Below are 18,388 nucleotides of genomic sequence, written 5' to 3'. Positions count from 1 at the left end.
TCCTTTATACCGTATATTAATATAAAATAATTATATATTGCATACATTTATGTCTACTTAATTTCCACCACAGCCGCATCCAACCTTACGAGCTACCGTAAATGTATTACCGTCATTCCACTCTTGAGAAATATTTAATGCATTACGAGCAGAACTAGCCCAAACTTCTTTTTCTACATATTTTCCTTCTGCATCATGACCAGAAACCATATATTTTCGCTTGCCTAACAAATTAACCCTCTCCTTAATTACTTTTATAGAAATTACCTAAATGCTCAAAGCGAGGAACTTTTACTCCGCATACCTCAATATCCGCCATAAAAGTACTCTGAGGTTCAATCCAAGTATTCCCTTTAGCATCTTCATAAATTACCATTTCTTCATCAGTTCCTGTTTGTTTTCCCTTACCAGTAACAAGATAAATTCCACCCTTATAATATCTATAGATTTTAACTTTTTTATTATCCATATCTCCTCAACCTAAACATAATTCTCATATAAATTTATTTAATAATTTCCTTCATTTCTTTTAACCAATTTACTAAAACCATTTCTATTTCCTGCAAACGTCTTATAGAAGTACTTTCAGTCATTCTTTTAGATGCTTTATTGCAAATATAGAGACGTTCTTTTTCAATATCAAATACCAAAGAAAGATGGTAATCTTGTAAACCAAGTGAAGTGGAATCATATCTTACCATTCGTTTAATGAAATGCTCGATATGTATCTCCTTTAACTTACTAGCGAGGTTTTCTCTATGCTTTTTCCACTGATCCGTTGTAAATGTATTTAATAGCATATTAAATTATCACCAACCTTAAAATCATATCCTCTAAATCTCATTTATTAACTACACTAAAATTGCTGAATCATAGTCCCCTGATACAATATAATTAATCCCTGAATCATTATGAATTTTAATTATAATCACTTCGTTAATTTGATGATTTATAAACGATCCATAAGGTACCTCAATATCTTTCATTGCATCTATAACATTTTGAATCTCTTTATTCTTAACTTTCATTGCATTTTCTATTTTGCTGCTACTATTAGAAAAATGTAATGGATACTGTAAGTTTTGCTCCGTTACATTTTTTACATTTAGTTGTTTCACTAAATATTTCACATAATCTTCTGCTTTTTTAAGCCGATTCTCCATATTACGATAGTTCTTTTCCAGCTCCGCAATATAAAGATTTCTACTCATATCTGCTTCATTATTAGAATTTGATTCAGAAGTATTCTTAGCCTTTTTATTCAATTGACTTTTTTCCTCATTGTTATCTCTTACTTGCAAATGTTGTACCTCAAACAAATATAAATGTTTCAAAGCATTATTTTCACCTTGATCTAATTCTTTTTTTATTGTCTTTTGCAAGTAATTAAACCATTGGACTAACCATGTGTTATCAATGTCACCATGAATAATTTTGTTTTGTTCTTCCATAGAAAAATCCATGTCACAAATTCTAGCAAGTCCGGAATTAATGTCGATACTAATGGACAAATTTTCGCCACTTTGAATTAACTGTACTAATCGACTAATTTTCTTAGATAATTCCATATCGTTTACCTCTCCTATTTCGTACTGGTATTATAGTAGTCGATATATATATCAATTTAGTTGCGAGTTTTTTTATATCTAATTTAAATATTAAATTTGCTATAATACCTGTACTTCCTTATGAAAAATAATGTACTATGTTTTTACATTCACATTAAAAAATCTTAAGTAGTCGATAATTCATCTAATGGTTTATATTGAAATGCATTAGATTTTTCAGACTCTTTACCCTCTAAATTAATTGCCGTCATTTCAATTACAGATACTTTATCATTAAAAATGTTATGATCTAATTTAGCAGGTGAATGCTCAACACCTGTTAAAACTAATACATCATTTACAAAAATGTTATAACTCTCACTATCAGGTGACGTACTATAATCAAATCTAACTTCTACTCCGCTTTCCATATTATCCACAGAAGTAATAGCTGGTGGTTCAGGAGCTTCATTTCCTACGACTGTAATTGGTACAAATACTTCATGCACCCCATTTGTAATGACTATATCTGTTGTTCCTCCGCTAAGGCCTGTTACAATTCCTTCAGGGCTCGCCTTTGCTATATATTTATCTTTGACAGAATAAGTAGTGCCTGTACTCGCCCAATATACATAAATTAACCAGTTATCACCAACTTCTTCTTTACCATCTGTTTGGAAAGTAATCCCTAAATAGTCACCTTTTAAATTTACAATTCGATATTCATTTCGTTTATTCGTTGCTATAACTTGTAACCCTTGTGTTTCTCTATCATCACCCACACCAAAACCATTGGTAGTCTTTACAATTTCAACTATTCGTTCTTCAAATTTATAATTACTAATGTCTACCGCTGTAATTAAACCTTTATTATTATATAAATTATCTATATCTTTAAATAACATAGCCGGACGAAGTTCAGCAGTAACATTCTTTGTAATCCCATCACTAGTTAATGCTTCTACATTCAACTGAACTTGATCACCAGTGTTGAGATTTAAATGCTTGTGGGAAACCATTAGAAAAGCTGTTGATGATAAAGGCTCGAATTCTGTATTAAGAAAAGCATCTACTTTCTTCTGGTACTTCTTTAGAGAGTCCTCTAAAACTAACTTTGCTTCTCTATAGGAAGTCTCAATTAATGCAGAACTTACCTCATCTCTCTTTTGCTCTAAAGTACCTAACTTCGTTAAAATTTCTTTTGCCCTCATATTTCATCCTCCCTCTTGTATCGCATTCATTATAAGGATTTACAAAATTTTTTATTTAATTTTTTGTAGAATAATTCTAGCCTTTTGTATAGTCATATTGTTTAACTTCCCAAAAGAAAAGTCCTTCATATTCAAATCTATAAAGTAAATTTTCAATGATGCTGCCTTGTTCATTATTATTTTTTAAATGCAGGATGTTCTTGAATACTTCTTGTTGCTTTAGAAACATCTTCTTTCAACTCAGTTGTATCTAGAGAGATATCTTTAGCTAAGCTAACTAACATGGTCATATATTCAACTTCTGCAAAGGATATGATAGAATTTTCACCTTTAGCATTTTTACGAATTATAGTAGTACCATTTTCTTGCCATTCCTTAAACTTACTTTGAAAAAAAACATCTGCTTCCTCTAAGCTAAGACCTTCAGTTAATTCTTGTGTCTCACTCTTTAACTTTTTTACTAATTTATCCTCCAACCAATCAACTTTCTTTGAATTTCCACTTTTAAAATAAAAGACTGCAGAAACGTTAAATTTATTTATTTTCATATTTAAATTCCCCCTAGATTATAATCTTTCATCTACACCTGATCTTACTCTAAAGCTTCAATAGGTTAATTAGTTTGATATGGAATTTATCCTTACAGTTATATATTTATAGTCGTTTTACTTAACTAGAATGTTGCGAACTTATTTCCTAATAATTAAGAACGAGCCAATATCATGAGAAGCATCTATAGGTATTGATATAGTTCCTTTAATATGAGAGTTACTTGATTTGCGAATTGAAATACTTCCCTCTAATCGCGATGCACTTGCTACATAAATAGAACTTTTTATTTCTTCAAACATACTCATTCTAATAATAGCAGTTCCACTAAGAGTATAACTCGCATACTGTCTTGTTAACATTGTAGACATTATTTGTGACATATCAGGGTACACCACTAAAATATTGCTATAAATCTCCATAAATTTATAATAAGTACCATCTGCAAATGGTTCCGTATTTAATACTTTTCCAATTAATAAATTGTATGCTGAGCCGCCAATTAAATTAATATCATGATGTTTCTTTGTATCCATGTGCTCAAACACTAATACAGTACGATTGTTAGAAAAATCATATACCCCACCTAATTTACAAAACACAGGAATGTTATTATCTCGAAAGATAGTTGTAATCATTTCAGGAATTTCACTTTCGAACTGCTCATGATAAGTTTTATATTCCCCTGTCTTTAATATGACATTGTATACTATTCCATCAATCTTAATTTCTAAGTTTTCATCTAAAATAGAAATAACATCCTCCAATTTTTTATCACCGTATATTCTATAACCATGCGGAGTCAATGCCACTTTCTTCACCTCCTAAGAAAATCCAACTTTTAACAGCTTTATTACTCTTTAAAAAGTTTTCTTTGCTTTTAGTTTTGTTTAACTGAAATTTAGTTTGAATAAAACAGAATCATTACTCCTCCTTTTTCATAGTAGCTATCGAAATATCCCTAATAATAGTTGTTAGATTTTAAAAATCTAATATAAAAATAGTTTTTTCTAACCTCTAATTCCATACTTACAAGTAGCCTCCATCTGTTCACTCGATAAATCTATATTTTCTTCCCCCTTTAGATCATTCTACTTTTTCCATCGCAACCTATTAACTTCTCATAACGACAGTTAGTATGCAGATTCAACAAATAGGAGGATTTAAAAATGACAAAAAACAAGTTACTACAGACATCATGTTTCAATTTGAACACTTTAAATCGGGACCCATACTTTGATTCATTACATCAACCTTATTTCTTAAAATTAACCAACAGTCTTTTCTTTGTTAATAGAGTTGGGGTGAATTAAAGTGCCTTCCCAAAGATATATTGACCTTAGAGAAGATAATTTACCTGACTTGCATAACAATGTGTTATTGAAAGCTTGCCAAGAGGATCCTGATTTACTCTCTGAACTTTTATATGAAAACAAAGAATTTCTCTTCTCAATCATTGCTCACTACAAAGGAAGCATTGAATCCCTAAAAAATAAATTCAACGTGGATGAAGAGGAGTTACTTCAACACGCTTATATAGCTGTTATTACAGCTATTAGAGATTTTGATTTTAATAAAGGAATTAAGTTTACAACTTATATTTATCGGCCAATTATATGGGAAATTAACCAATTGCTCTATAATGATTCTAGACTAGTACGCTTAAGTCGAAGTGCAGTAGATCTACTCAAACAAATGGAGAAAGTTGAAAATGAACTAGGTTATTTCCCAAAAACTGAAGAATTAGCAAAATTACTTGATGTTACTGTAGAGCGCATTGAAAATGTTCTTCGATTCGCTTCAGAATTAACTTCTTTAAATTCACTTGAAAGCTTTGAACCCGAGGATTACTCAATAGGTTATGAAAGTAAAGTAATGGATAAAATCTATGTAGAAAATCTACTTAAAAACTCCGATTTATCCGAATTTGAAACTCAAGTGATCAATCTTATTATGGATGGTAACAATAACTCACAGATAGCAAAAAAATTAAATGTCTATCCAATGACAGTTAATCGTGCTTTAAACCGTATAAAGAATAAATTAGATAACAACTTTGAGTCAAAACGATTGTCCAAATATGAAAGTGAAATTGGACTAATTGCAGAAGAAGTGATCGAATTAAACTGCATAATGAATATAGAACAACTCAAAGATTTATTAGATGTATGTGGTTACACTATAAGCAAGTATAGCTCTCGGGTTTTATATTATATTCGTCAACAAGCTATAAGTCGCTTAGATCAAAACCTATCTGAATGCAATAATTGCTCGCAATAAAACTTAATTAAGAAAGTATATAACAGAAAATAACAGAAAATTCAAACCACAACACTCTTTAAAAATCATTTTAGTTATATATAAAAATAAGCAGATTCTTTAAAATAAAGAATCTGCTTATTTATTAAATTTCTTGAATCCACATACCATAGTTAGGAAGAGCTAATTTTAATTTATTAAATGTTTCATCAACCCATGATTTAGTATTAAAATCTCCTACGATAATTCGATAATTATCATTTCCTAAATTCTCCTCCCACAAACCATAACCAGGTAGAATTTCTTTTACTCTATTCATTGTGGAATCCTTCCACTCAGACGTATTAAAGTCACCAAGGTGGATACGATAAAACGTTTTGTTTTCCTCTTCTCCCAAGAACCATTTAAGAGATTTGTCACCATTCAAACGGTTAACATCACAATTCCCAATTCCAGACACATACCCACCTGTTGTATTGTCTGCATATTGCCATAAATCACAACTATATTTCGGCTTATTGCCGTAGCGTGGAACCCATAAAAAATCAGCTTTTACATTACTTAACCCATATTTTTCATACATATGGTGGCTTACATATAAACCAACCTTCCACCCTGCCGCTTTACATGTATCAATAAATGCTTGAGATGCTGCAGCTAATTTACTTGGTCCACAACTTGCGAGTGTATCATCTTCTACATCTAACACTAAGAATCTAGCATTTGGACTAACTCGTGCCATAAAATCTTTCGCTTCCACAATTGCATCATTAACACTCACATAACACCCGTAAGCATATGCTGCATGCGGGATCCCATATGCTTCTAATTTTTGCACATGCTGATTATACAATTTATCACGTTTCAATGAACCATATTGCACACGACAAATAGCAAGATCTAGATTTTTCGCCGCCACAGCCCAATTAATATTATCATTCCATTTTGAAATATCAACAATATATCCCATACTTTAATCCCATCCTTTTTTAACGTAAAATATCAAATTTTTTCAAAAATCCATTCGCATAATTTGCCCCTCTACTTGCCAATAATCCTGCAGATATCATGGATATATATTTTCCATATCCATTCAAGTCAAAGAAGTTTAAATTAAAAGCAAATGCTAAAGAAATACCTACCAAAATAGATAACAGATACGTGAAACGATCTTGAATGGTTCTATTAGGTATCATGTTTTTTAGAATCTCTGTAAGAGATTCTGTTAGAATTGCTAAAATCACTAACAATGCTCCATTCTCTAGCATTGACTGTAAAAGGTCATTCATTTTCTATTCCTCCAATTTAAAATAGTGCATACCAAGTTTGCATACCAACTACACCATCAATAGATAAGAAACTAGAATTACGCTGATACTCTTTAACCTTTTCTTCTGTTTCCTTACCAAATATGCCATCAACACTCACTTTTAACGTTCTTTGAATCGCCTCTATATCCCGTCCCTTATCGCCTTGTTTTATAGGCTTCCCTGGATATGGTCGAACAGGAGGAATTCTCATATACTCTTTTAGTTCTAAGTTGATGTAATTCTTGCCTAATTGAGGTGAACCTGGCTCGATTAAAATACTTTGTCCTTCATACAATGCATGGATGTCCAGTTCTGGATTTAATTTTTTTAAACAATCTGCTTTTATACCAAATTGTGTGGTTAAAGACTGAAGCGTATCAGTTGCACGTATTGTATATAACTTTCCATTTTTGACCGATACCTGTTTAGCTATCATATTGGTTTCCTTTGTACAACTTTCAAACTCGTCTACTACATCCATAATGAATTGATTAAAGCTTTTACCTACAAATTCTAGTCCTTTAGTGGGATCACTTCTCAGCTTAGAATCTAGTACATCATGCCCTATAATATCTCGGCGAGGATTTAGTCCAAACTTATAACAAATATAAGCATGCAGCCAAACATAGCGCTTATACGAATCTACCTTATCAATTTTCTCACCGTAGCATAATTCCACTCCGATGGCAGAATTATTAGCACATGTATCATATAATGCATTACTAGTATTAACATCATAAATTACATGAAAGGCATATTCTGGTTCATGTGTCACAGCAGGTATACACTCAATAATTTGTTTATCATCTACGAGAAAATGTACCGCAGTATTTGATTGATTCTGTGTACGTTGATAATAATCTACACTTTCTCTTGCTGTTAAGTTTGGATGCTCTATATCATGCGCAACAATAAATTGAACATAAATGCGATTACCAGGACGCTTGGTTGATCCTTCATCCAGATAATCCGTTTCAATTTCAAATTTTTTCTTAAATCCCGCATCAAGACCTCCTCATGCCTGAATAAAATGAAGAACATTAATCTCGTATTGCAACACTTGATTTGCATTATTATAAGGAGAATATTTTATGGTTTAACATTTACTTAGAATAATAAATATATTTAATATAAAAACAGATAGAGGTAGTCCTTGCCTTTGAAATAACTAATTATTCTGAATGCATTTCCCATGAGTCACCTTATTCTGTAATACTATTGCGTCTCCTTTGTACCTCTTCTTTTAATTCTCTATTCGCAGTGGTTAATTCATGCACTTGCGTTTCCAGACTCTCATTACGAGCCGTTAATTGTCTTACTTGTACTTCTAATTGAAGGTTCGCTTTTATTAATCTAGCAACCTCTAGAGTTAGTTCTTTCACCTGATTTTGATATGTTAACATCATATCTTTGAGTTCAATTCGAAACTGTCTTTCGTCATCAGATAAAGAATGACGGTTAGTACTGGTATCGATACTGGTGTTAAAAGTTGGTTTATTCTTAGAAGTTAAGTAACCAAAACCTCCTGTAATAAACATGCCTAATACAGAAGCAATTGCAGAAATTAAACTATCTTTCATTAACCGTCACCTACTTTCATCAGCTTAAGATAGAGACCTGCAGCCATAAGTGCCCAAACAAAATAACTTGTGCCTGTTGTAGCACTATCACTTAACCATAAGGAAACGGAAACAAATGTCCAAAATCCAATAGAAATTAACAATCCAATACTTCTAATAATCTTATTATCTGTAGCCACCCCATATAATAAGAAGAAAGATATAAATAAGCATTGCATGCCCCATAACTGTTCCGGCATAACTTGCTCCATAGTACTGTAAACAGAATTTTTAAATGTAGCAATGGGAGATGACAATAGAACTGCCCACCACAGTGCTATACTGATCAAACCAATTTCAACAAGATTGTATTTTCTCTGTTTAGGCATATATAATAGCCTCCTACTTTTAGAAATTCTCCCACCTTAGCCATAACTTAATGTGAATTATTACAAGGTAAAGAGATGTTGCACATGAAATACACTCAAAATTTTCATCTCCATATATTGTCAGAGATAAAACGTATTCCTATTTCATTTATCCTTATAACTTTAGGCAGCTATCACTTTCTATCATTGAGTCTTATCTAGCTTCTTACGTAAACAAGTTAAAACAATTTCAAGTCAGTATACATAAAACTAACTTTTTACATTGGATATATTTACGCTGTTAAAGAATTTGAGTAGAAAATGTATATATTCCCTCTAACATTACTCAAAAATAAAAAGGTTACACCTTTCTTAGAGAAACAATATCTACAATACAATACGTTAAGAAAAGGTACTTTAATTAAACCATTAAAAGTTCTTTAGACAATGAAAATTGGATCTTACAACAAAATCATAAGAATTTATATGATTCATATATTTATAAATTTATTATCTTATTCAATAGAAATTATAAGAATTTAATCATAAAAAATAGCCTACCCAGTGAAATGGTAGGCTACTTTTCTCTTTTACATTATATAGGCATATGGATATGCTGTTACGACCTCAATACTACTCTCTAAATTGCTAACGCGCTTAATTAAAGCTGTTACCGATATCTGTGATTCATCACTTTGTCTTACAAAGAAATTGTAAGCTTGTAAGTCACTTTTATCGGACTGTCTAACAGCTATTGTTCCAAGTTTATCATATGCAGCTGATCGTCTTACTGCAATTTTACTACTTAAATCTTCCTTATCACTCTGCCTTATAACAACCGTGGAATTTACACTGTAATGTTCAAATACTTCAACTAAACCAACAAGATTACTATTCGAAGACTGTCTAACGGTAGTTTCACCATTAAGTAAACTACCATCTGTTTGAGAATCACCCCATACTCGTACAGTAGCGTTCCCAAACAAATTAAAATGATCATAGCAAGCTATTTCACAAGCTAAATCTGCTAAGGCAATTTGTCTTGCGGCAATCTTGGAAGGTAAATCACTAACTTGTTTAGCTTGAATAAATCCATTTAATCCGATTTCAGCACTTCGTCTAATACTAATACTTGATTCTTGATTCTGGTTATCGCATATTCGAATAGCTATTGTTCCATCTAGTTGTCCGCCATCAAGCCAAGAGTCACCCCATACCCTTACTACAATAGAGTTTTCTAGTATCACTGCACCAGTTTGTCTTATTCTAATAGAAGAGGCTAAATCTCTATACCGTGGCTTACTAGCAGTAATGCTAGAGAACAAGTTAACCCAAGGCCTTACATACCCCTTAATCGGAAGCCTATCTTCAGTATTTTGTTTAACTCTTACATAACCTCTAAAATCTATATGACCTATAGCTCTTACAGTTAGTTCTGAATAGAAGTTTCCTGAATTTATTTCAAATATACTGTCTAAATCTGAGCTTCTTCTTACTCGCGCATTTAACATGGAAACCAGATTTTTTTGCGCATTAATAGGAATCGTAATAAACGATTGTAAATTACCTGAGTTTACTGTTACAATACCTGGAACATCATACATCATGCGTAGATTTATCGAAGAAGGAATTTCCTCCCACCCACCTAGCGGAATATGAATAGTCGCAGGAAGATTGTTCTCATTATTTTGTCTTGCAATTACATGGCCATTTAATAAAGATTTCTCCCAAACATTAATGTACGTTTTTAAATTAGGATTTCCTATGTTACCATAACCTTCTAAATCTACTCTATACTTAACGTACAGTTCAGAATGTTGATCCGTACATTCTTCAACCCTAATTCCAATTGTACTATCTAATTCAACTCGCTCTTTAACATCTAAACTACCAGGCAACTCAAAACTACGTGTGATTTCAAATTCCATGAGTAGATTATTTTGTAAGTCAGTATCATTAGACCATACTCTTATATCAAAATTAGAAATGAGATCATCCCTATAAAGAACATAAACACTAGAGACTTTATTATTTTCAGTAATACTCATAGTAGAGGCTATTTGCCCACCATTAACTATAGGGTTCCCCCATACACGAGCGGTAATATTAGTGCTCAAATCATTTCTATAAAGAACATAAATACTCGAACGTTTTTCTATTTCATTGGCACGAATATAACCATCAAGGTCAGATGCACCTATTGTTTTAATAGCTATTTTTGCAAGAATTTCACTAAAATCTTTTTGTCTAGATACAATACTACCTATAATTTGTGGATGGTTAATCCAAATTCGGGATTCTAACTCCCTAGGTTGATGAACATGTAAACTAGATGATAGATTACCAAATCCTTTATTATCTCTAACAAGAATGTTACCAATTAAATCTTTTACCTTATTCTGAATAATTTTGATTTCTGCTGAAATATACGCATGATCATCAGAATATATCTGCATGTCATAGTATGTAACTTCTAACTCTGGTCTTCGCTCGATTGCTTCTTTTGTATAAAATCCTCTAGATAAATTTTCGGACTCTTCTACTGCCCGCACTAAGAAACCAAGGTTAGGTTTTTCATATATATGCCACTGCTTAACTAACTGCGTCACATCAAACTCTACGTATCCAGCTGCTCCACCTATTACTCTAGTTACAGAAAATCCATCTATTGCAGCTTGAGGTTGGTTAGCCCATGTTACACCTGTTTCATTCCATTGACTATTACTTTCAATGACCTGGACAGACTGAGAACCTTGTCCTCTCCCATCATAATACAGTCGTAAAATAGCTTTACCTATCTCAGTATTTACTGTAGGTATTGTTGAAATATCAAATCCAACAAGGGAACGATATTTCTCAGGAAACGGTGATCCAGTCCTACCTATATACATCTGTGTTTCTGAACCATAGTTTAATTTCGGGAAAAATTCACGAACAAATGCATCCTTATTCGAATACAGTTTCATATTAAACTTTGGCCTTTCCATCATGCCATAACTAGCCCTTAATACGAATGGCTTAGAAACAAACAATTTACATTGTAAATTTTCAGTTACTCTAATCGATAACTCAGATGATAACCACTCAAAATAAATAGGCGCTATTTCATAGGTAGCCATCATACTGTTTTTCAAATTAATGAACATGTCTCCATATAATTCATTCCACTCTTTAATCCCTAAATCCATAGGTAAATCTGCTATAAAGATTGGAGAAATTTCATAACTGGCAGACATTATTCCTTTTACAGCTACCGTTAAGGTACCATCGAGCTCTGAAAGACTAGTAATAGTAATTTTTGAAACTAAATCATCTATAATAATCCCAGACATACCATACTGTGCTCTCATGGATGAACGGGTCGTCACGTTAATGGTAGAGAGAAGTTCCTGTACAGCTCTTACAGTAAGATTTGCAGGGAAATCTCTAATGGTAATACCATCTATTCCATAGGTTACTCTTAGATATGAATTAGTAGAAATTTGTATACTTGATTCCAAGTTATTCGTACCCATTACAAAAATCTCGGAATAAAGATCACTATAATACGAAGGCTCAGTAAAATATGTAGCCCTTACTAATCTATCTACATTTATATTAACTCCAATATTGGAAGGTAAATCTTTAAAATATGTTACAGAAATGGCACCTTTAAAATCATAATATGAAGCTTTGTCCGTTTCATACTTAGCAGACAAATGAATTTCTTTCATATTCACTATAATGTTTGATTTTAAATGTGCAGAATACGTCAATACATTTACTTCAGAAAGTAAACTTGAAATATATTGTTTATCAATCTCATAATGACCTACTAATTTGGCATAAGGGTTAATAGATATATTTGAAAATAGATTATTATGTGTATATACTCTAATTTCTGATTTTAAATCGCTAGATCCATAACCCTCCATATTATATTCAGAACGCATATAACTGATAGGATTGATATTTAATATACATCTTAAATCTTTTTGGAAATGTGTAACACTAATTGTAGCAACTAAATCTTCTTCTCCAAATTTATCAATCTCATAGTTAGCGGCTATTCTAATACTTGGATTAATTATAATAGAACTTATCATATCTTCAGGTTTCATAATATCTATGAAGCCTTTTAAATTTTGACTATCTACTTTGGCTGTCTCATATTTCGCTATTGCTCGCGACATTATGCTTACATTTAAGGTAGCTTCTATCTCATCACGCCATAATACTAATCCCTTAGAAGATAGTTCACTTTTATTGTCGGTAATAAGAAAACCTGCATTGTAACTATTTGTTACCTCATCCCAACTAAGTGCCCTTTGATATATTCTAAAAGTTGCTATATTCCCTTCAAAATGACTATTATTTACTGTTGATGATTTACCTAATACTAATGGGGCTGTTGTATTAACATATTCCCCAAATACAGGTAAGCTAAAACCCTGCGGAGCTGCATTGATCATACCCCATAAGCGTTCCCCATCATACAGTAAAGTTACGTGTTGCCAAGCCTTTACGTTAACTTCGGCAAAAACAAAAGACATTTTCTTTGTTTCTGTCGTTATTTGCACCCGAATTTCACGAGTATCTAAGTCAAAATAAAGTGAAAACCCTCGTTCACTCCCCGCACCATAAGATGCAATATAACCTGACTTAACTGGTTTGATCCAAGTTTCAAGAGTAAAACCTGAGTCTGTTGGCAGTAATTCCAAATGATTAGGGATGACCACGTGATTGTTAAGGCCGTTAAAGTAAAGTGAATAAGGATCCGTAGGTATATTCATACCTGTCCAAGTCTTATCTTGCGAGAAGTTAAAACTTATCAAACTTCCGTTATGCCCTTTTCTTGCTAAATCAAACCAAGAATTAACAGGGATTGTATTTACACCCTGTGAGTAACCTTGGTTAGCTAACGCAGAGTGTAAATGTAAAGTCAGTCCCTTTAACGGATATGCCATTCTAATCACATCCAATCCCATTGTATTGAGATGAAAAGCTCATTAAGCAGGACTTGCTTTTGCCTTCATATCAAATGTACCACCCTCTGTAACTGTAACTTCTGATAGGAACCTAATATAAAACTGTCTAGCATCTCCAATAGGTATAGTTCCAGAGAAAGGTATTGCATCTACAGGTACAAAAGGATTGTTTGATAAACTTAATTGGACTGTAATTCCTGGTTTAACTGTAGGTGGATCGACCCAAACTTTCATATCCTTAACAGGGAAATCAGCATTATTCTGTAACCATACTGGATAAGCCTCAGAGGTACTACCAGCTACCAATGTTCCATACTCTAAATATCGTAAAATATTACCTGCTTCATCAGTATAGTACAGGCCTATTTCATTTCTAAAACCTAAAATCGGAAGTTTTGGTGGGATGTGTTTTATTAATACGGGATCTCCATCTCGATTTTTTCATCGAATGCCCAAATATTCACAAAGTCATAGGCACCGTAAGTGGAGGGATGTCGAATTTCTGGTGTATATTTTGCAACAAGCGAATTATAACCATTCCCTTTAACTTTATCTCTATTATAAAAGCTATTATCTATTATCCAACTTGAAATGAAGTATGATGGGTTTGGAGTTTCTCCTCGTTGATTATAATCATATGTCCAGTAATTTAAAGTTGATGCTGAAGCACGGCCTGTAATTACAATTTTAGAAAGTATTACACCCCAAACTCCATCATGGCTGCTTGTCTCATGATTATAGTAGTTAAACTTTCTGCAATGAAGACCACCTATAACACCAGAAGAGTTAGACGCATTGCTCATGTCTGCATGAACTATGCAATCATGTATATTAATCTTTTGATTACCTCTATCATTAAAAGCCACATAGGGAATATTACCAACAATTCCCCCCATATATCCATTAACTTGATCAAAAATACCAGATACAGTACAATTAGATATAATAGCTCTTTTATTTGTACAGCCAACAATACCTCCAAAGTACCCACTTTGTTGTTGCATAGGTGCATCAAAAAGGCAGTTTTCAATAATGGCATCGTTACCCATTATGCCTACCATTCCTCCAGACCCGTTCATGTTTCCATGATTAGCAAAGACTTTATATTGAAATGTGTTAAACATCTTTACACTTACGTTAATAAGTTTAGCTACGTCTGTTTCACCTGCTATTGACCCCGCAACAATACCTGAATAATTTCCTACTTCCATGTCAACATCAATTATTGTGAGATTTTTAACAACTGAATTTGTTGATAATACACGGAACAACCCACTATAAGCCTCTGTACGTCTTCGCATATAAAGGCCACCTATAGCCTTATTATTCCCATCAAACGTTCCTCCGAATGTATTAGCCCACCAACCACCGTTATTGTTAGTCATGCCTGATCCAATAGGAAGCCAACCAACTCCTGATTTAGGATAGTTCATTATAATATCGTTTTCCATACGAAAATGTTTATCCGCAAAGTGACGAACTTGTTCTAAATCAAAGAGATTGTAAATAAGGAAAGGATCTGTTTGAGTTCCTTTTCCTTTTTTATATTTAATAAACTTACGGTTCTCAGGGTATCCCTTATTAACTTTGTAATCTTCAATGTGCCAAAAATTCTCATAATCAAAAGAATATGAAGCCGCTTTTTTCATTTCTGATTCATTTAATGCCGTTCCCCCACCTTTAGCTATCCCACTTTGTTTGGTAAGGTTGTAGTAGCAATCGGATACACTTCCTGAACCTATAAAACCCACAAACCCTCCATGATTCGAAGCGTTTTTAGCAACAGTTAAATCAGTAACAGAACCTGTTGAGAAACACTTAGAGACAGATCCACCAGTAACACTTCCTACAAAACCACCACAGTTATTACCTGTAGACATAACGTCCGCATGACTATAACATCTTAAAATTTTCCCTGCGTTTTGGTATCCAACTAATCCTCCTGTATGTCCGGCAGAACTCCCATCATTTTTAACTGTTCCTGAAATTACTGCACAATCTTCAACATCTCCATCAGACTTTCCTACCAAAGCCCCTACCATAGAACCGTTAGCTACAATGTTTACGTTAACTAATCGAACACGTTTAATAGTTCCACTTAATTGTGTCCCAAATAGTCCAACATTAGAAGTAGTATTTTTAATATATAAATCTTTAATATCATAACCAGCACCATCATAGTAACCTTTAAAATTATCAATTGATGTAAAACCTGAACCGGTTTGATAACTAGTCATAATAATATCCTTCGTTTGCGTGTAGTAAGCACCTAAATTACTTCGGACATCCTGCAAATCTTTTTCATCCTCAACTAAATAAGGACTAGACTGCGTACCTCCCCCACCAGAGAAATGGTCAACGTATATGTAAGTTTTACCCTTTTCTTTCACATAATATGGCTTTCCCTGTTTTTTTTCTGTTTTTGGTTCGATAAAGACAATCGAAGGATTTCCATCTTTATCCGGATCAGTAGCAATAAATACTTTGTCGTAATCATCTTGAGGTAAAATAATAACACCACTTGTTTCAGATGCCCCGTCTACCCAAGTAAATTCCCTCGGCAAATCTATACCTGCTTCAGAAATTAAATTAGATAAATCACGAACTCTTTCACGACTCCGTACAGAAATACCTGTTGGATCATCTGTGTCTAAAATTATTTCACTGTCCAGATGAACTTCTTGAAATGTTGAATATATTAGACTTAAATCTTCATCACTTACTACACTTTCAATATCACACCATTCGTTTTCTACTAAGATTTGAACTGGTATATTAAATGTTTTTAAGTGAACTTTCTTATCTATAACTTCTATTGTGTAGTTTCGAATCGTTTCAGTATCTTTTACTACACTCCCATCCATGTTATAAGATGTACCATAAAGGGTATTTAGAAGTTGTTCTCTTGTTAACTTTATTGAATGATCCAATTCAATTCACCACCTATATTAGGTTCAAGAGGCGCTTTAGTTTCAAAAGCTACTCGTCCATTTTTTACTATAATCACTTTTCCATCTAATTTCTGATCAGCTACTATTCGTAAATTAATCATGGCAGGTTGGTTAAGTGGAAGTTTTACAATGGGTTTAAAATGAAAGTTAATACCCTCTACATTAATATTCGTTTTATAACCCAAGCTGTAATGAGTGATGCGGTTCGATAGCATTCCATTTCCCTGAAAACCAGCCACAAGTCCTGATGCTTCTGCATCTTTAAATGTGATAATATCGTTAATGTCATACTTAAAATCGCCATTTAAAGGTATAGTTTTTCCATCAAACTCATAAAAGAACTGAATGCGATGACCTGCTATACTGAAAATACCATCACGTTCAAAATAAATTTTATTACCATGACCAATTAATCCGAATCGGAAAAGCTTATTTCTATCAATCTTATAAAAGCTATTCTCTTCTTTTGTATTAAAATCAAATTCTGGGAGATGAGTACCGTCAGGATACTCAGCCACCCAGATAAAATCCTGTGCCACAGGAGAATGTGTATATTTATCATTTTGTAAAATCAATTTGCTTCCCCCTACCTCATTGCATTGAAGTAACTAATTTTTATACGTACTGGTATGCAACACGTGTTAAGAATGCTACGTTTCCTGCTGTCGCGTTACCTGGAACATTGGCACGAAGAATAACTTCTGCATAGTTTCCTTTTGCATTCGTTTTACTACCATCATTTTTAACACCTAAAATTTCATTTGCATTTGGAGAAAACGTACCATCCGTATTCGTTGAATTTCCTCCCGCCTGAATTGGATGAGTAGAATTACCTCCAATAGGTGTACGACCCGTTTCGCCTGCGGATGCAACAGTCACCTCGACCCATTTATTTGTTACTAACTCACCCGTATTACCACCTGCACTATCTTTTGTCGTAATAGTACAGTTTGTCATAGTGGATAAATCTGTTGTTCCCGCAAAGTTATTCCAAATTAATACTCCAAAATCAGAGGAAGGTGTTCCTGCATCAATGGTCCCAATATTCCAAGACGGTACAGCTCCTGAGTTGTCTTGTTTTCTCCAATTCACTTGTGGTGCTGGCATATAAATGACCTCCTAATTTTTATTTACACTTTAATTATCGCTACATCTCTTTATAAAGTTGTGATGAATTATTTATTATTCTTCGAGAGCTAATTCAACTACCAACTCTACAGTAATATCCTTTACGCCCTTACCTACCTCTTTGATATTGATTCTAAAGTGATCATCACGATTAACAGCTAGTTGTGACGGTTTAAAAGAATATGGTGTAGAGGACGTACGATTAGATTTGCTCTTTCCATCAATAACAAGTTCATCAGCACGAATGCTATGCCAAATAGGTGTTGTATCATATGAACTTTGACTGCATCTTTCAATGTCGATACACGTCTTTGATTCTCCCATTGTGCCGCACGTTACATACGCATCAATTAACTCTCCCTCATAAGGGAAACGTAATTCTGTACGAACAATACCTACTTGTACAATAGATGGCACAACAAATACCATCACTTTATCGTCAAGCTTCCGTATACGCCTGTTATTGAGATGTGCTCTATTGTAAGCAATAAAATCCATAAATTTATCCTCCTTATAAATCGAGGTATGCACTGTCATTA

At 33.1% G+C, this 18,388-nt stretch carries 19 protein-coding genes; 1 reads left to right on the top strand and 18 read right to left on the bottom strand.

The genetic code is table 11. The annotated features are described in order from the left end of the window. Positions 1-57: 57 nt before the first annotated feature. The 7 genes from MR169_RS11135 to MR169_RS11105 form a co-directional block, all read right to left on the bottom strand. Complete coding sequence (locus tag MR169_RS11135; RefSeq protein ID WP_176543426.1) at positions 58-231, bottom strand: hypothetical protein; 174 nt, start codon at positions 229-231, stop codon at positions 58-60. 13 nt (positions 232-244) lie between these two features. Then, entirely contained in the window at positions 245-469 is a 225-nt protein-coding gene (locus MR169_RS11130) for a DUF1653 domain-containing protein (protein WP_000369000.1), read from the bottom strand. A gap of 34 nt (positions 470-503) precedes the next feature. Continuing rightward, a complete protein-coding gene (locus tag MR169_RS11125; protein WP_242319396.1) occupies positions 504-800 on the bottom strand; it encodes a hypothetical protein in 297 nt (98 codons plus the stop codon). 51 nt (positions 801-851) lie between these two features. After that, positions 852-1,568 carry a hypothetical protein gene (locus MR169_RS11120; protein WP_242319395.1) on the bottom strand — a complete coding sequence of 239 codons (717 nt, stop codon included), beginning with the start codon at positions 1,566-1,568 and terminating at the stop codon, positions 852-854. A 164-nt stretch (positions 1,569-1,732) separates the two neighbouring features. Then, positions 1,733-2,758 (bottom strand): hypothetical protein, encoded by a 1,026-nt coding sequence (locus MR169_RS11115; RefSeq protein ID WP_242319394.1) that lies wholly within the window; start codon positions 2,756-2,758, stop codon positions 1,733-1,735. A gap of 176 nt (positions 2,759-2,934) precedes the next feature. Beyond that, positions 2,935-3,306 carry a hypothetical protein gene (locus MR169_RS11110; protein WP_046392591.1) on the bottom strand — a complete coding sequence of 124 codons (372 nt, stop codon included), beginning with the start codon at positions 3,304-3,306 and terminating at the stop codon, positions 2,935-2,937. 141 nt (positions 3,307-3,447) lie between these two features. Next, positions 3,448-4,119: a hypothetical protein gene (locus MR169_RS11105; RefSeq protein WP_242319393.1), complete on the bottom strand. Its 672-nt coding sequence runs from the start codon at positions 4,117-4,119 to the stop codon at positions 3,448-3,450. A 502-nt stretch (positions 4,120-4,621) separates the two neighbouring features. Between MR169_RS11105 and MR169_RS11100 the strand changes: the two genes are divergently transcribed. After that, entirely contained in the window at positions 4,622-5,587 is a 966-nt protein-coding gene (locus MR169_RS11100; RefSeq protein ID WP_242319392.1) for a sigma-70 family RNA polymerase sigma factor, read from the top strand. Positions 5,588-5,711: 124 nt separating this feature from the next. Here MR169_RS11100 and MR169_RS11095 read toward each other — a convergent pair whose 3' ends face one another. The 11 genes from MR169_RS11095 to MR169_RS11045 all read right to left on the bottom strand — a co-directional run bounded on the left by MR169_RS11095 (position 5,712) and on the right by MR169_RS11045 (position 18,347). Next, the gene (locus tag MR169_RS11095) at positions 5,712-6,536 is read right to left on the bottom strand and encodes a GH25 family lysozyme (protein WP_053514173.1); all 825 of its coding nucleotides are present in this window, start codon (positions 6,534-6,536) and stop codon (positions 5,712-5,714) included. Positions 6,537-6,555: 19 nt separating this feature from the next. Then, the gene (locus MR169_RS11090) at positions 6,556-6,855 is read right to left on the bottom strand and encodes a hypothetical protein (protein ID WP_000998965.1); all 300 of its coding nucleotides are present in this window, start codon (positions 6,853-6,855) and stop codon (positions 6,556-6,558) included. Positions 6,856-6,871: 16 nt separating this feature from the next. Beyond that, positions 6,872-7,789: an N-acetylmuramoyl-L-alanine amidase gene (locus MR169_RS11085; protein ID WP_347408021.1), complete on the bottom strand. Its 918-nt coding sequence runs from the start codon at positions 7,787-7,789 to the stop codon at positions 6,872-6,874. A gap of 289 nt (positions 7,790-8,078) precedes the next feature. After that, complete coding sequence (locus tag MR169_RS11080) at positions 8,079-8,456, bottom strand: hypothetical protein (RefSeq protein ID WP_242319391.1); 378 nt, start codon at positions 8,454-8,456, stop codon at positions 8,079-8,081. Then, on the bottom strand, positions 8,456-8,824 hold the full coding sequence (locus MR169_RS11075; RefSeq protein ID WP_242319390.1) for a hypothetical protein: 369 nt from the start codon (positions 8,822-8,824) through the stop codon (positions 8,456-8,458). Before MR169_RS11075 ends, MR169_RS11080 begins: the two co-directional genes overlap by 1 nt. A 569-nt stretch (positions 8,825-9,393) precedes the next feature. Then, the gene (locus tag MR169_RS11070; RefSeq protein ID WP_242319389.1) at positions 9,394-13,749 is read right to left on the bottom strand and encodes a DNRLRE domain-containing protein; all 4,356 of its coding nucleotides are present in this window, start codon (positions 13,747-13,749) and stop codon (positions 9,394-9,396) included. A 42-nt stretch (positions 13,750-13,791) separates the two neighbouring features. Then, the gene (locus MR169_RS11065; RefSeq protein WP_242319388.1) at positions 13,792-14,076 is read right to left on the bottom strand and encodes a hypothetical protein; all 285 of its coding nucleotides are present in this window, start codon (positions 14,074-14,076) and stop codon (positions 13,792-13,794) included. A gap of 107 nt (positions 14,077-14,183) precedes the next feature. Next, entirely contained in the window at positions 14,184-16,700 is a 2,517-nt protein-coding gene (locus MR169_RS11060) for a halomucin (RefSeq protein ID WP_242319387.1), read from the bottom strand. Then, on the bottom strand, positions 16,685-17,296 hold the full coding sequence (locus tag MR169_RS11055) for a hypothetical protein (protein ID WP_000602964.1): 612 nt from the start codon (positions 17,294-17,296) through the stop codon (positions 16,685-16,687). The genes MR169_RS11060 and MR169_RS11055 overlap by 16 nt, the downstream gene beginning before the upstream one ends. 40 nt (positions 17,297-17,336) lie before the next feature. Beyond that, on the bottom strand, positions 17,337-17,828 hold the full coding sequence (locus tag MR169_RS11050) for a hypothetical protein (RefSeq protein WP_006916877.1): 492 nt from the start codon (positions 17,826-17,828) through the stop codon (positions 17,337-17,339). A gap of 75 nt (positions 17,829-17,903) precedes the next feature. Then, positions 17,904-18,347 (bottom strand): hypothetical protein, encoded by a 444-nt coding sequence (locus MR169_RS11045; RefSeq protein ID WP_242319386.1) that lies wholly within the window; start codon positions 18,345-18,347, stop codon positions 17,904-17,906. Positions 18,348-18,388 lie beyond the last annotated feature (41 nt).

This window comes from Bacillus cereus group sp. BfR-BA-01349 (assembly GCF_022663795.1).
In the GTDB taxonomy this organism is placed as follows: domain Bacteria; phylum Bacillota; class Bacilli; order Bacillales; family Bacillaceae_G; genus Bacillus_A; species Bacillus_A cereus.
This window is presented reverse-complemented; position numbering and strand designations above follow the sequence as displayed.